Annotated in this window: 12 protein-coding genes and 1 pseudogene; 4 read left to right on the forward strand and 9 right to left on the reverse strand. The window is 43.1% G+C overall.

Annotated features, from left to right (window positions below):
* Positions 1-81 precede the first annotated feature (81 nt).
* The 7 genes and pseudogenes from AC1DLM_RS11945 to AC1DLM_RS11975 all read right to left on the reverse strand — a co-directional run.
* A complete protein-coding gene (locus AC1DLM_RS11945) occupies positions 82-1,629 on the reverse strand; it encodes a response regulator transcription factor (RefSeq protein ID WP_477570032.1) in 1,548 nt (515 codons plus the stop codon).
* On the reverse strand, positions 1,626-3,422 hold the full coding sequence (locus tag AC1DLM_RS11950; protein WP_477570033.1) for a sensor histidine kinase: 1,797 nt from the start codon (positions 3,420-3,422) through the stop codon (positions 1,626-1,628). Before AC1DLM_RS11950 ends, AC1DLM_RS11945 begins: the two co-directional genes overlap by 4 nt.
* A gap of 140 nt (positions 3,423-3,562) precedes the next feature.
* Complete coding sequence (locus AC1DLM_RS11955; RefSeq protein WP_477570034.1) at positions 3,563-5,314, reverse strand: hypothetical protein; 1,752 nt, start codon at positions 5,312-5,314, stop codon at positions 3,563-3,565.
* Positions 5,315-5,341: 27 nt separating this feature from the next.
* Positions 5,342-6,601, reverse strand: coding sequence for an efflux RND transporter periplasmic adaptor subunit (locus AC1DLM_RS11960; protein ID WP_477570035.1), 1,260 nt, complete (start codon positions 6,599-6,601; stop codon positions 5,342-5,344).
* Positions 6,602-6,627: 26 nt separating this feature from the next.
* Positions 6,628-9,735, reverse strand: coding sequence for an efflux RND transporter permease subunit (locus AC1DLM_RS11965; protein WP_477570036.1), 3,108 nt, complete (start codon positions 9,733-9,735; stop codon positions 6,628-6,630).
* A 264-nt stretch (positions 9,736-9,999) separates the two neighbouring features.
* A complete protein-coding gene (locus AC1DLM_RS11970) occupies positions 10,000-10,188 on the reverse strand; it encodes a glycerophosphodiester phosphodiesterase family protein (protein ID WP_477570037.1) in 189 nt (62 codons plus the stop codon).
* Positions 10,127-10,543: pseudogene (locus AC1DLM_RS11975) on the reverse strand (glycerophosphodiester phosphodiesterase); the annotation flags it as partial. The gene AC1DLM_RS11970 and the pseudogene AC1DLM_RS11975, both read right to left, overlap by 62 nt.
* A 199-nt stretch (positions 10,544-10,742) precedes the next feature.
* Between AC1DLM_RS11975 and AC1DLM_RS11980 the strand changes: the two are divergent.
* From AC1DLM_RS11980 to AC1DLM_RS11990, 3 genes are all read left to right on the forward strand, one after another.
* On the forward strand, positions 10,743-11,702 hold the full coding sequence (locus AC1DLM_RS11980; RefSeq protein WP_477570038.1) for a carbohydrate ABC transporter permease: 960 nt from the start codon (positions 10,743-10,745) through the stop codon (positions 11,700-11,702).
* Positions 11,699-12,520 (forward strand): carbohydrate ABC transporter permease, encoded by an 822-nt coding sequence (locus tag AC1DLM_RS11985; protein ID WP_477570039.1) that lies wholly within the window; start codon positions 11,699-11,701, stop codon positions 12,518-12,520. Before AC1DLM_RS11980 ends, AC1DLM_RS11985 begins: the two co-directional genes overlap by 4 nt.
* An 89-nt stretch (positions 12,521-12,609) precedes the next feature.
* On the forward strand, positions 12,610-14,001 hold the full coding sequence (locus AC1DLM_RS11990) for an ABC transporter substrate-binding protein (RefSeq protein WP_441988127.1): 1,392 nt from the start codon (positions 12,610-12,612) through the stop codon (positions 13,999-14,001).
* A gap of 53 nt (positions 14,002-14,054) precedes the next feature.
* Here AC1DLM_RS11990 and AC1DLM_RS11995 read toward each other — a convergent pair whose 3' ends face one another.
* Positions 14,055-14,273, reverse strand: a complete 219-nt coding sequence (locus AC1DLM_RS11995; protein ID WP_216626255.1) for a helix-turn-helix domain-containing protein — start codon at positions 14,271-14,273, stop codon at positions 14,055-14,057.
* A gap of 212 nt (positions 14,274-14,485) precedes the next feature.
* Between AC1DLM_RS11995 and AC1DLM_RS12000 the strand changes: the two genes are divergently transcribed.
* Positions 14,486-14,887 (forward strand): helix-turn-helix domain-containing protein, encoded by a 402-nt coding sequence (locus AC1DLM_RS12000; protein WP_477570040.1) that lies wholly within the window; start codon positions 14,486-14,488, stop codon positions 14,885-14,887.
* 17 nt (positions 14,888-14,904) lie between these two features.
* Here AC1DLM_RS12000 and AC1DLM_RS12005 read toward each other — a convergent pair whose 3' ends face one another.
* Complete coding sequence (locus AC1DLM_RS12005; protein ID WP_477570041.1) at positions 14,905-15,594, reverse strand: metal-dependent hydrolase; 690 nt, start codon at positions 15,592-15,594, stop codon at positions 14,905-14,907.
* Positions 15,595-15,698: the final 104 nt, after the last annotated feature.

Genomic DNA, 15,698 nt, shown 5'->3' on the forward strand with positions numbered 1-15,698 from the left:
CCCTGTATGGGTTAAGCGCTTAATCCGATCATACAATATTTTAATTTCACTGGCAATGCTTTTTTTGTTGCTTCATCACGTTTACTTACTACTTCTATATTCCTTTGGTGACATATGAAACTGCTGCTTGAAGACATTCGTAAAATAATTCGGTTCATCAAACCCAATGGCACAAGCAATTTCAAATATTTTCATATCMGTATTCCTCAGAAGTAAAGCCGCTTTATCCATACGGACCCGAGTAACGAATCGTGTAAAACTTTCACCCGTTGTTTTTTTGAAAACAACACTGAAGTAACTTGGATTTAAATGAATATGAGCCGCTACATCCGTCAAACGGCACTCCTCAATGTAGTGTTCCTCAATATATTTAATGGCTCTCTCGACCACATTATCACTTTTGGACGCCTGCCATTGATTGAATTGGAGCAGGAAATGCTTCACTTGCTGGGCTGCCCAATCCAGCACCTCCTTCGAGGTCCACTGACTCTGCGGCATTTCATTCGGGAGCCTAGCCAGCGCATTCTGATCATCAGGATCAAACTGCTTCTGGATCGTCCCGTGTAATGCGATAGAAAGTGACAATGCACCAAGGCGCATCTCTTCTGGCGATGTAAGACTGAGCTCATGTATCACGCGGTTCAACAGCTCGAGCAGGCTGTCCTCTTGTCCAACTAGAATGGCTGACATGAGTTGAACTTCCATCTCTCTGACCCTTGCCTGATTAAGGGAAAGCATGATCCCCGATCCTGCTTCACTTCCGCTTAAAGAAGGAAGTTTAATAGGATCTGAGACTGCTTCCTTCGTTAACAGATACAATTGTGCCAAGTCTACTGCCGGAGGCGCTAGCCCCATTGAAACCATGCTTGCGCGAATTTTCAAATATTCAAAGGAGGCCGTTGGAATACTGCTTTGCAGTGTTTCCTCCACCTGATGTAATTCAGCCACCAAGAGGAATGTGTCATGATCCACAAGTAAGAGGCGGGCTTCCAGACCCGCTCCTTTCACTAGCTCTTCCACAATGTTGGAGAAGGCAAATTGCAGCAAACTTATGTCCCTTTTACCATTCGATCTATTCGCCATATCCTCATTATTCATATGTAATAACCACAATTCTTTACCAGACAGCGCTTGATTCAAGCCAGCCAACGTGCTCATTTCATAAGGGAGGTCCAGTAATACCGCACGAAGCTCTTGATCCTGTTGCAGCTGTCTTTGCAAGAGTTGTTTCTGCTGATGCGCATACTTCTCATAGAACCGTTCTGACGCTCTGTTCATGATCTGACGAACGTCGTCTTCCGTGCACGGCTTGATCAGAATATCTAACGCTCCCAGCCTTACAGCGGCTTGCGCGTATTCGAAATTTTTGTATCCTGTCAAAATAATCACGATCATCTCCGGATAATTCTTCCGCAAATGTCCTACGAATTCGATACCATCCATGATKGGCATCCGAATGTCCGTTAAGACCAAATCAGGCTGAAGCTCATCAAGCAGTACCAAAGCGTCCTGCCCATTCCCCGCCTCACCGACCACTTGCCAGCCCAGCTCACCACCTTGAAGCATCTTGACTAGCCCTTTTCTAAAATTCAACTGATCCTCGACAATCAATACTCTTCCGCTTCTCATTCTAGTGCTCTCCTTTCATCGTTTGTTAGAAGTGGCAGAATAAGACGCATGTTCGTTCCGCTTCCTACTAGGCTTGAGATTTCCATACGGAACGGCGGGCCATACACCAACTCAATTCTTCTCACAACACTCCGTACACCTAGACTTTCTCGCCCATCCGTACGATGCGGCAATGAAGAGCCCTGAACTCCCAATATTTGTGAAACAGCCTTCTCATCCATGCCACACCCATTATCGGTCACATCAATCTCAAGGAAGTCGTCGCGGCTGCTTGCCTTGATGATCAATACTTTATGCGAAACCATATTCCGAAAAGCATGCATAAATACATTTTCAACTAGCGGTTGAAGCAAGGAACGCATCACCTGAACATCCATAACATCCTCATCCACTTGAATGATGGTTTCCAAATCCGTTTCAAACAGTTCTTTCTGTATCTTCAAATAGTTACGGATCTGTTGGAATTCTTCTTTTACCGTCGTCAACGTTCGAACAGGCATCAAAGAATATTTGAGCATTTCCGAAATGGCAGCGATCAACGCGGCCGTCTCGGTTTCATCCTGCAGGTATAACTTCCAATAAATTTCATTGAACATGTTGTGAAGAAAATGAGGATTCAATTGCGCTTGCATGGCTTTAAGTTCCGCTTCTTTCTCACTTAATTGTGTGAGATATACTTCCTTAATTAGCCGTCCGACCTGTTCGGCCATTGCATTAAAACTTTCGCCCATATAGGCTAACTCGTCATGGGTACGTATTTCGATACGTGCATCGAAATCACCAGAACGAACCTTTCGGAGTCCTAGCATTAAATCCTTAAGCGGACGAAGTAGATTCCCCGTGGAAAGTACGATGAGAACACTGGCGAGTAAAATACTGACCAAACCAGAGTAAACAATCATTTTGAACAAATCGCGACTTCTAGATTGAATTTCGGTTAACGAAGTTCCACTAACGAGCTTGAAATTAGTTACTTCGGATACGCCTTGGACATATAAATGATGCTCCATTAATTGCGTTGAATTCATATTTTGAAGCACCGATAATTGATCTAATTGAACGGGTGAATTCGTAAATAACAGTTCTCTACTCTTGTTAAACAAATACACTTGCCCCTGGCCTGCCTTCGTCAGCTCCTTCAGTGAACCTGAGAAGAAAGACTCATCAAAAGCCATAACGAGTACACCGTATGTCGTCAAACTACTATTTTTCATAAACCTTGCCACAATGATCGTGTTTCTAAAACCGCTTGGCTCAATTGACGATGCTAATGGCAAGCTAATCCACACAAGATCGCCAGAGGTGTCACTAATTTTGGAACGAATCACCTTGAATACATTCTCATCAGGGACATTTATGGAAGAAGTCGTATAGCTGAAATACGATGGATTCCCATTTAAGTCATATAGATACATTCCTGTAATATAGGGCGCATCTGATTTGAGTTGGTAAATCTGATCTTCGATTTGCTTCTTATCATAATAGCGATCAAAGGCATCAGAGTCTTCGCTCAGATTAATGCGTGAAATCACTTTTTCAATTGATGGATTAAATACAACTGTTTGCGAAATCCGCACAACTTCTTGCACCTTGAGGTCCAACTTCGCTAACGCTTCTTCGTTCGTGCTGGTAAATTGCTTACTGATCTCTTCCTCGAATAACGTTAAGTTATAGCGATACGTTAAATATCCGGTCAAGCAGAATGCCAATAAAATAATCATGGATAAACTGAGAATAAGTTTCACCCTGAAACTGCGATTAATCATAATTACATTTCGAATCCAGGATAGCATCTCATTTACCCCTTTGTTCTTAAGTGACCGAGCCTTAAGCGATATTATAACAACATTAATCGCTTTCCCGCTAATTTTTTTCACCAAGACAAAGCAAAACCGATGATCCCAAATTAAGGATACATCGGTCTTTTATCTACCTATTGTTTGAAAGTGGTCAACAACCGCTTAACAGATTCACCATATTCGTTCGTGAACGTCTCAAATACTTTGACCTGAATCGGGAAATCAAGTTGGTTGGATCTTGCGTTTAAATCTATTGTGTTAGTACCATTGTACAAACGGCCTTCGCCTGACAAAGCTTGAACTGATTTGCCAACCGGATTTCCAACATTATCGAATAATTCGAATGAGAGCTTACTGTTAAACTTATCAACCGTAACTTGCTTATCTGGTTTCATACTCAGATCCAGCTTCAGCTTATAATCATAACTCATATTGGCTTGGAAAATAGCTGAAATGGACCAATCTTTGATGGTAATTTCATAAGGATACACGTTAAGTATTTTACTCGTCAGGTCATTTTTCTGAACAGGTACCTTGGCCGAGGCAAGCAGTGATTTATACGATATTTCGCCATTTGATTGTTGACTGTAGAGGTTCATTTTAAGACCTTCACCCGTCTCCGAAGCTGGCAGTGCATACGAATAACTGACGACATACGAAGCATTCGGAACAACACTTAGTGCTGTAGCTTCCTGTCTTCTTCCGCCATAAGCATAACCATCTATACTAACAAGCTCAGTTTGAATAGCTGGTATTGGAATCGGACGGTCACTATTATTCGTCAATTTAAACTTTGCCACTGCCGTATTGAAGCCATCATCTTCATTACTTGTTACATGTAATTCAACTAAAGAGAGATCAACATTAGAAGGTACGAATTTATTCGTTGCATCTAGTCTAACTGGCGTACCTAGTGTATATTCAGGTGCTGGGAGGACTCCCTGCTTCACAGCTCCTGTAGGGAGAAGAATATTGACACGACCTACCCGGTAGGTGTCTTCAAGAAGCTTACCTTCCCCCATTGGACCAGCAAAACTCTCTGGTGTAACTACATTCAGGCTGGTGAATTCCGTATCCAGATCTGTTGGAATGACGATATGGATATATCTCTTCTCACCTGGATCAAGTGTAACCGTAGCTTCGGCACGATTACCGGAATATACCTTACTTGCTGACTTTCCGTCGATTCCAAAATTAGGTACCGTCTGACGTTCTTTGGTTGAATTTACGACTTGCATTTGAATAACCGTAGAAACGCCTTTCGCCGTAATTTCCTTATGAATGTCTACGGGAATGAATCCAAGGGTTGAACGCAATGAAGGTAAGGTAAAGGCTTCTCCCCATTTAACAATTGCTGATGATTTCGTAATTGTACTGTCACTGCCGTTCCAGACGATATCAGCATCAACAGGGATACTAAGCAGTGTTGTTTCTACTTTCGGATATACGTCCATATCCACTTCTATAAAGTTGAGGCTCGATAGATCCACATCGTCACTTCGTTCAACTATCGACAGGTAGCTAAGTTCCAACTGACTCTTGGGTTGGATGGATTTCGGGTTTTTGGCACTTGGCTGCAATGTATATTCAATACCGTCTGCCATTAGGACCCGTAGTTCAAAGTCAGGTACACGCGTTATTTTATCAGTCGTATTTCTTATTCGAATGACTGTTCCTAACTTTGTGGAATCCGATTCGTGCTCATTGAGCATGCTTTTGATTTCAACCTCAATTTTATTTGAAAGCGTATAGCTAACATTCGTACTTGCTGTAGCTTGTGCTGCCAAGTTCTGACTATCTGCAGCCCAAGCAGGTAAAGAAGCTGTAGATAAAAGGACAGCTGATACAACAAGAGTAGCTAGAGATCTCTTCATCTTCATATTCACTTATGTCTCCTCCTCATACATAGTAGGTTAGTTACTTACTTTTATCGTGTCTTGATCTTTCAGTTGATGTTGTCCGGAAGTCACCAGAATTTCGCCTTCTTTGACCCCTGAAATAACTTCCTGATTCGTCTCATTCAATCGACCAAGTTCAAGTTTACGCTTTTGTACCTTATCCCCATTTACGATATAAACAAAGTTATTTCCGCCTTCGCGAACGATGCTAAGACTAGGAATGACAGGCACGTTTTGTTCATCATCTTTGGTTAATTCCACTTGCGCCTTAGATCCTGGTTTCAGCTTGCCATCCGGATTCGGAACTTCCAGTTCCAGATCATAAGCTTTGGATTGTCCATTAATAACATCCGATAAGTAGGTTACTTTGGCACCAGCTTTCGTCGTTACGCCAGGAATATAGAAAGTCAATTCACTCTTACCTCTAACAAGATTAGCCGACTCTTCGCTAAGTTGTGATTTGATTTTAACTGGATTCGTCTGTTGAACTTCCCCTACGCGACCGCCTGGCGCTACTGTCTGACCAACCGTTATAGTGAGATCCGTCAACTTACCTGAAGCCGGAGCTTTTACCTCAAGATTGCTTAGAGCCCTCTCGATATTCTTGGCATTTACTTGCGCTGTTTCCAAACTGGACTCCGCTTGTGCCAACGAATTCGTCTCTTGCATGGTTTTCAGCGATCTACGTTCGCTAGCCAGATCTTTTTTGGAATTATTTAGCTTCGTTTCCATCTGTTCTAAGTCGGATTTCGTTGCTGTTCCTAGATCGTATTCATTGTGAACCCTGCTATAAGCTTTCTCTAGATCACTAACCGCGGTCTCCATCTTAGCAACACGGTCTTTGGCATCTTCGATCCCATTCGATGTATTTTGCTTAGCCGCTGTAAGTCCAGCCTGTGCTCCTTTGATGCCTACTGCATTCAAATCCTTCTGAATCAGCACATCCGTTGGATCCAATCGGAAAAGCACTTCGCCCTTTTCAACGATATCTCCACGTTTTTTCAGGATTTCAATGACTTCGCCACCCGACTTGGCGACTATATCTAATTGAACGGATGATACGACATCACCCACCTGTTCGACAGGCTCACCAATCTTTTGTTTCGTAACTTTTGCCGTTTTCACTACTTTTACCCCTTGCTCTACAGCTGTTGTTGCCGCAGGGCTTACTGCTGGTGATGACGAACATCCTACGGCTATCGCCGCGCTAAGCGCGAGGACACCGAATATCTTGGTACTCTGTTTGATCATAAACAACTGACGTTTCATATTCATTTTCCCCTTTTCCCCTGTTTAGATAATTAACGAACAGATGCGGCTTGCTCTGATTGAATGGCATTGGGCTTTCCTTTTCTCTTGAAGAGACCGCCTACTCTTTTCTTAAATAGGATCTCATATATAATTGGCACGATTACGAGCGTTAGTAGCGTTGACGTTGTAAGACCGCCAATAACGACAACTGCCAAACCTTTGGAAATAATCGTTCCTTTGGATAATCCAAGTCCTAATGGCATCAGTGCAAGTATCGTTGCTCCTGCCGTCATAATAATAGGTCTTAACCTCGTAATTCCAGCTTCAATGAGTGCGTCACGAATGGAATAATCTTGCTCTCTTAGCTGCTGCACACGGTCTACGAGTACAATCGCATTGGTTACAACGATACCAATTAGCATGAGGAAGCCGATGAGTGATGTAACGTTAATCGATTCGCCTGTTATTAGTAGTCCTAAGAGGCCCCCAATAGCTGCTAGCGGCAGTGAAAACAGAATGGCAAGCGGCGCTCTCGCGTTACCAAAGGCAATAACCATAACCATGTAAACAATGAAGATGGAAGCTATAATGGCCATAAACATTTGCATGAAACTCTTTTGAATATCGTCGGATACACCCTTTACTTCACGAGTGACACCAGAAGGCAGTTCTAATTTGGCCAACTCTTCCGTAATTTTCTTGCTGACGCCGCCTTTATCCGTCGCATCAATTTTGGCTCTTACACTTACGATTTGTTCTTGATCTTCACGGCTAATGCTATTCGGTGCATCAATCTGTTCAACGCGAGCTACTTCATTTAACTGTATCGTTTGACCAGTAGGCGTCTTGATCAAGAAAGTACCCAGTTTATCCACAGAGTTTTTGTACACAGGATTCAACATAACCTTAGTGGCATACGTAATATTATTAAATTTGAGATCGCCAAGCTTCTCTTCTGAAATCCACGCGTTGACTGATTGCAAAATTTGAGCACTTGAAAGTCCATATAAGCGTGCTTTGTTTTGATTGACAACAATCTCGACTTCGGTTTTGGAATCACTCAAGCTGTCTTTAATATCGTTCAGTTCAGGGAATTCCTTCATTTTATCTTTGATTAACTGTGAGGCTTGCTTAAGATAAAGTTGGTCATCGCCTTTCAAGGAGTACGAGAAATCAGCGCCAGTAGAAGTAGGCGGCCCTCCAGTAAACAATGTAATATTCACATCTGATCCTTGCGGCATCAGTTTCAACATATCTTCCTTATACGCTTTGACACCTTCATTCGCATTTGTCTCAGGTGTTAGCTCGAAAAACATCATCGCGCGATAAGCAAATCGATCACTGCTTTGGTTATATCCAACAAGAGATTCAATGTACTTGAACGCAGGTTTACCAGCTTTGTCTGTGTGTACTTTCAAAGCTTTTTCAAGTTCTTTGGACTTCTCATTCATCATTTCAATGGATGTTTCTCGCGGCATTTTAATCTCAATAACACCTTGTTTGACTGCTTCACTATCTGGCATAAAAGCTACTGCTAAATTAGGTACTGTAATGAAGATCGAGATGATAAGGGCAACCCCAGCCATAAATAGTGTTTTGATTCGGTTATTCAAGGACCAGACGAGCGCTTTCCTATATTTCACACCCATTGGTCCCACGTGATTGTCATCGTGACTGGCAAGCTTCTTGCTTTTAAGCACCATAATTTTCGCTAACATCGGAATTACCGTTAATGCAACAATTAATGATGACATTAGAGCTACGACAAGTGTGATAGCAAAAGGACGGAATACTTCACCAACGACCCCACTTACGAATCCAATGGGACCAAATACACCGACTGTTGTAATTGTAGAAGAAGTAATCGCACTTGATACCTGTTTCGTTGCTAATTTAATAACAGATTCATTACGATCTTGCGCTTTTTGCAGCTGACTATAGATATTCTCAATAACGACAATACTGTCATCCACGACTCGCCCGACTGCAATGGCCATTCCACCTAATGTCATGATGTTGAGGGAAATGCCTAGAGGACCCATAAATAGTAACGTAACAAGAATAGAGAGAGGAATCGACACGAGTACGATGATTGTCATGCGTGCATTGCGTAGGAAAAGCAAGATCATTAATGAAGCAAGTATGGCGCCTAATCCGCCTTCTTGCACCATGCCGTGAATGGAATCTTTAATATCATTGGCAGAATTATAAATTTTGTGGAATTTCACGCCAGGCAGCGTTTGGCCCCAGTCTGTCATAAGCTTGTCAGCACTATCTGCAAATTCTACTGCATTCGCAGCTTTCGTTTTGTAAAGCAGTACGCCGATGGCTGGCAGTTCATCTAGTCTGGCAATGAACTTGGACTCGCTGATCGCTTCAACTTTGGCAATTTGTTTGAGAAGTAGTGTATCGCCTGTTTTCGTTGTGATTTTCAAATTATCCAAGTTGTATATTGTGTCTAGTTCGCCTTTGACTCGAACCATCTGTGTGTTTCCATTGAAATCTACCGTTCCTGCCGGGCTAGATACCAATGAGGCTTTGATCAAACTAGAAACTTCGGATGGTGTTAAACCATAATTATTTATCGCAGGTGCATCAAGCTTAATGGTTAGAACAGCATCCTGATTGCCTACAGAGTCGACATGGTCAATTCCCTTGAGCCCATTAAAGCCGGGAAGAATTGTATCATTGTAGGCTTTATCCAACTCGGTTTGGTTCATTCCTGCGTCACCGTAAACCGCCAAATAATAGACAGGGTCTGAAGCAAAGCCCGCTGTTAACACTTTAGGTTTCTCAGAGCCTTGAGGCAACTTAACGTTAGAGATCAAGCTCTCTACATCTTTCTTAACATCTTCTGGCTTCTTATCTTGGTCCAACTCCAGAATAATCTGCGAGTAATTGTCCTGTGATCCGGAGCTAAGGGTTTTGAGTCCATCCAACCCCGCAACCGCCTTCTCTAATGGCTTCGTAATTTCATCCAGGACATCTTTTGGAGGTGCTACATAGGTAGTGCTAATAATAACTACCGGAAATGTAATGTCAGGCATACTTTCTACCTTCAGTGTGGTAGTAGAATAGGTTCCACCTACGACCAACAGCAGCATAACGATGAAAATCGCTGCCACATTTTTCATTGAAAACTCAGTTAACTTGGACATTCTCACTTCTCCCCTATCACCAGCTTTAATACTGAAATTGACAATTCCATGTATGCTCGATCGGATTTATTATAGCTTTTCATTGTCATTAAAACAGGTGAGTAAAGTCATATTTAAGTCATATTTTGGTAATACGAACGGGTAAAATGATTGTGACTTTATGTGAAACAAATTCTAAAAAACAAAAACCGATGCTCCCCAATATGCGAGGGCATCGGTCTTCTGATTTTTAAACTATGTTGTTATAACATTTGGAGGAGCGATTTACCGAAGAAAATTCCGCAATCGCCCTGGATAATCGGTAATAATCCCCGTAACACCAGCAGCAATCAACCTTTTAAAATCCGCAACATCATTTGCCGTATAGGGATAAACAGCCAGTCCCGCAGCATCAGCCCCTAGAACATCCTCCATGTCTATACAGTGGTGATACGGAATGCAAGGAAAACACATCTACCCCCAATTGCTTAGCATAGGCTGCATGATCTATTAAATTGGCTGCATAAAGCAATCCCACTTTCGCCTTAGGCTGCGCTAGTTTGATCCTGCGAATCAACTTGTGATCAAAGGAAGAGATCACGATATCCTTCCATCTATCCATTTCGTCCAAAAATGCCAACAACGCCTTCTCCATTTTTCCCACGTAAGCGTGTTTTATTTCCACATTGATGAGATGTCCCCGTGGTACAAGCTCGAATACTTGACGCAGATGAGGAATTCTCTCTCCCGTGAAAGACTCCGAAAACCAAAAACCTGCATCCAACGACTTCAACTCTTCCCAGCTCTTGTCACCAAGAAATCCGGAGCCATCTGTCGTACGGCAATCTAAATATGCTCAAATTATAGTTGAATGGCCCTGAATTTGCCCAGTATGAAAATCTAATGTATTTGTAAATTTTTCTAAAAATATACAAAACCTTCACTTGAATTTGACATTGGTCAAATAAACAAGCGTTAGTCTAGTAACGAAGCATACATGTTTAATAATGTTCATGGAGGAGCTTGAAATGAATGCAATAGAAAGAGATTTACCTCATGCAAGAAAATCTAAAACAACCGTAAAAGCAGCGCATCCACGCAAGGCAGCGATCAGCCAGAACTGGGCAGAGACGATCCTTGGTTATATCTTTTTGTTTCCCTCTCTTCTGCTATTTGCCATCTTTTTGTTCTATCCCTTGATACAAAGTTTCTATCTCAGCTTACACGAAACCGATCCTCGAGGCAGGGTTGCTGCTTTCGTAGGGCTCGATAATTTTACAGCGATATTCACCTCTGAACGATTCTATCAAAGCTTAGGCGTTACATTCTTATTTACACTACTAACCGTGCCTACAGTTATCGTAATTGCACTCATGCTCGCCGCATTTACGCACAATCAGCTCAAAGGCATGCGAATCTTTCAATTCATTTTCTCACTACCTGTTGTTCTATCTGTTGGAACTTCCGCTGTGATCTGGATGATGCTGTTTCACCCAAGTGTCGGCATGTTGAATTATTTGCTTCAGCAAGTTGGCTTAGAACCTGTGGCATGGCTGACGGACCCCAGATGGGCACTGCTTTCTGTCTCGATGATGACGGTCTGGATGAATCTCGGTTTCACCTATATCGTCCTGCTCAGTGGTCTTCAAGGCGTCCCTGATGAAATCTATGACAGCGCCAAAATCGATGGATCTGGCCCCATTCGTACCTTTGTGCAAATTGTCCTGCCATTGCTTTCACCGACGGTATTCTTCGTCACGATCGTGTCCATCATCGGTGCTTTTCAGTCCTTTGGACAAATTCATATTCTGACCAAAGGGGGACCCGTCAACTCTACAGATGTACTTGTCTACTCCTTGTATCAAGATGCATTTATTAACTTCCGATTTGGTACAGGCAGCGCGCAAGCACTTGTCCTTTTCACCATAATCCTAATTTTCACTGTCATTCAGTTTAAAGTGTTTGAAAGGAAGGTGCACTATCAATGATCACTCGTTTGCAACAAACCTTCGTCTACATCCTATTGATCATCTGCGCCGCACTTGTTCTATATCCCATCTTCTATACGTTCTCTTCTGCATTTATGACGCCAGAGGAAGCATCCGCCTATCCGCCACACTTCTTGCCTAGCAGCTTTTATCTAGGTAGTATCGCCGCTGTCTTCAAACTTGTACCCATCACCAAATTTGTTACCAATAGTCTAGTTGTATCTATCGTAATTACCCTGGGACAGCTGATTACATCGAGCATGGCCGCCTATGCCTTTACCAATATTCGCTTTATGGGCAAATCCTTCATCTTTGCGCTCTTCATGGCTACCATGATGATTCCTTGGGAGGTCACCATTATTCCCAACTATTTGACGGTTAAAAAATGGGACTGGCTCGATAGCATGCAGGGGCTAACCGTTCCATTCTTGGCAACGGCCTTCGGTACCTTCCTCCTGCGGCAATTCTTCTTACAACTGCCCAAAGAGCTCTTCGAAGCGGCACGTATCGATGGCTGCGGACATTTTCGCATGTTCCTTCGAATTGTGCTTCCACTCGGGCGTCCAGCCTTGGCAACGTTAGCTGTGTATGCCTTTTTAAATGCATGGAACATGTATCTATGGCCACTGCTCATCACGAACAGCGAAGCCATGAGAACCGTGCAAATTGGCATCGCAATGCTGCAATTCGAAGAATTGACGGTATGGAATTTGGTTCTGGCAGGCGTAAGCATCGTCTTGCTGCCATCCCTCTTATTGCTCGTCCTCGGTTTAAAACAACTCGTTCGCGGACTCACGGCCGGTGCTGTGAAAGGTTAACCCCTGCTTGATGGCTGCTCTGTTCAGCAACTCGCTGAATCAGATTTCCATATATTTTAGAAAAGAGATAAGGGAGAGAAACGAAAACTATGAAAACATTGCAAACGAAAAGCTCCATCCTTGCTATGACTGCAATTATGGTGCTGTTAACTAGTGCTTGCGGCAAAGCTGAAACAACGACTTCAGGCAGTACGACAGAAAGTAAACCAACGGCAAGTGCCGCTGCAGCGGATGTCAAAAAACCAACTGAACCTGTTAAAGTGATTTGGTGGCATTCGATGAGTGGAGAGCTCGGCAAAGCCGTCGATAAATTAGTGGCAGATTTCAATAGCTCACAGAAGAATGTACAAGTTGAAGCAGTATTCCAAGGTACGTATGATGAAAGTATCAATAAAATGAAAGCATCGATGGATACCAAAAGCGGTCCTTCCCTCATTCAAGTTTACGAAATCGGCTCACGCTTCATGATCGATTCCAAAGCCATCACTCCCGTACAAAAGTATGTCGATGCTGATAAGTTCGATCTTTCCCAACTTGAAGAGAACATTCTGAATTATTATAAAGTCGATGGCAAACTGAATTCCATGCCTTTCAACACCTCTAACCCTATCCTTTATTACAACAAAGATATGTTCAAAGCTGCGGGACTTGACCCTGAGAAACCACCGACTACATATGAAGAAATTACAACAGCTGCTAAAGCGTTGAGTAAAGATGGGAAATCCGGCTCTTCCTTTGCCATCTACGGCTGGTTTATGGAGCAATTCTTTGCTAACCAAGGTGTTGAATACCTTAATAATGGGAATGGACGTACCACTGCTGCAACAGAATCCATGGTCAACAATGAGGCGGGCGTCAAAACGCTAACATGGTGGAAAGAGATGGTCGACAACAAAACGTCCGCCAACCTTGGCCGTAAAACAGACGACACGAAAAAAGCTTTCTTAGCTGGCCAAATCGCTATGACATTGGATTCCACTGCTTCTCTTCGCGGTATTGTAAGCGGTGCTGAAGGCAAATTCCAAGTGGGTACTGGCCCGCTTCCTAAGCCATCCGATGCCAAAGACGGCGGTGTTGTCGTTGGTGGCGCGAGTCTCTACATCTTGAATAACAAGTCAGAAGCCGAGCAACAAGGTGCTTGGGAATTCATTAAATTTCTAACAACGCCACAAACACAAGCATGGTGGAACGTGAACACAGGCTACTTCCCAATTACGAAGAAAGCGTATGACGAAGCAATTATCAAAGACAACCTTGCGAAATACCCGCAATTCCAAACAGCCATCGATCAATTGCACAAAACGAAAGCCAACACAGCAACGCAAGGTGCGGTTATGGGTGTATTCCCAGAAGCTCGTCAAATCGTCGAAACAGCGATTGAAGAGGCTCTGACTGGCAAAAAAGCGCCAAAAGACGCGTTGGATAACGCAGCTAAGAGTATTACTGAGAAAATTGGTGCTTATAACAAGACCGTGAAATAATGCAAAACAAAAACCGATGCTCCCCAATTATGGGGGCATCGGTTTTCTGTTTTTCAAGCGATGTTGATCTGAAAAAGCTCCTCTAACTCCATCTCTAGCACTTCGCTTAGTCGCTTAGCGGTAGATGGCCCCACAGATTTAATCGACCGTTCTAGTAAACTTATGTACGCGTGGCTCAGGCCAGAATGCCGTGCCAGCTCTCGTTGCGAGTAACCTTTCATGACTCTTGCCTTAATGAATGCATCTGTTTTGGCTTTAATCTGAATATGCATCGGCGTTGATGTCAGTCCCCCATCCTCACTTCGTCCTATCTGAAGTATACCGCATATTCGCTAATGTAACAATAATTGTTTACATTAGTAATCATATATGTGAGCATACCTTTATTTAACAGGTCCGAAACTCATCGTTGTAATTACTATAGTAAACTGGTAGTATTAAAACGTTTACTAATGTTTACTTTACGGAGTGAGGATGGGCTGACATGTACTTTTACGATAAATTACGAGATATGCGCAAAATGAAAGGCTTCACCATCCGCGAGCTAGCTGATCGTTCAGGTGTGTCCGCGGCATACATCTCTCAACTTGAGAATGGCAACCGCGGAATTCCTTCTCCCGACGTCTTGATGAAATTATCTGAGGGGCTTAACACGTCTTACTCGGAACTGATGGATATTGCTGGTTATCTCGAGTCCTCCCAGGCGAACCAACAGTTTGAAAGCAATCCTGTTAATCTGCGGCGTTTTCTTCGTGAAAACGAACTCATGTTCGATGGTTTTATCTTAACGCMTGAAGATAAGGAATGGGTGGAGCGCATGCTCACCGTCCTTTTCTGGAAAGAACGTCAATCCAACAAAAGCACCGAAAGTGAACCCTCCTCATGAAGATTCCATCCACTCGATTACAGTGTTATTTGTTGCCCCGGTGACATCACGATTCCTTTAATGCCTTCTTCTTCCAGGCTTGCAACAAAGGCGTTCGGATCTTGTTCAATCACTGGGAACGTATTATAGTGCATCGGGACAACGGTTTTGGCTTTCAAATATCCCGCTGCAATCACGGCATCTTCCGGTCCCATGGTGTAGTTATCCCCGATCGGCAGAAAGGCCAGATCAATATCGTTCATTTTGCCAATCAGCTTCATATCTTTAAATAACCCCGTGTCCCCTGCATGATAAATGGTTTTCCCTTCTACCTTTAGCAAGAATCCACTCGCCATGCCTGTATAGATGTTTTCTTTAGTGCCTGGCGGATTATAGGAAGAATCGTGTAAGGCAAGGGTCAATTTGATTTTACCAAAAGGAAACTCATAAGCCCCGCCGATTCCCATCCCGTGTGTTTTTGCCCCCTCAAAGCCCAAATATCTGGCCAAATCGTTAGGAGCAATAACAGTTGCATCATTGCGCTGTGCAATGGATAACGTGTCCCCAACATGATCCCCATGTCCATGGGTAACAAGGATGTAATCCGCCTTGATGTCTTCCGCTTTGACCGTTGCTTGCGGATTACCGGTAAGGAATGGGTCAATAATCAAGGTGTGTTGCTTCAAGCGAATTTCGACACAACTTTGTCCATGGAAAATAATGTTCACTTATTTCAGCTCCTTTGGGTTAATAGGTTCATTTTATCATAGGTATCTTTGCGAATTAAAATTCTTCCAGACGATACAAATATCCCCTCCCGGAAAGTTCCGAA

The organism is Paenibacillus sp. 01T442, assembly GCF_056398345.1.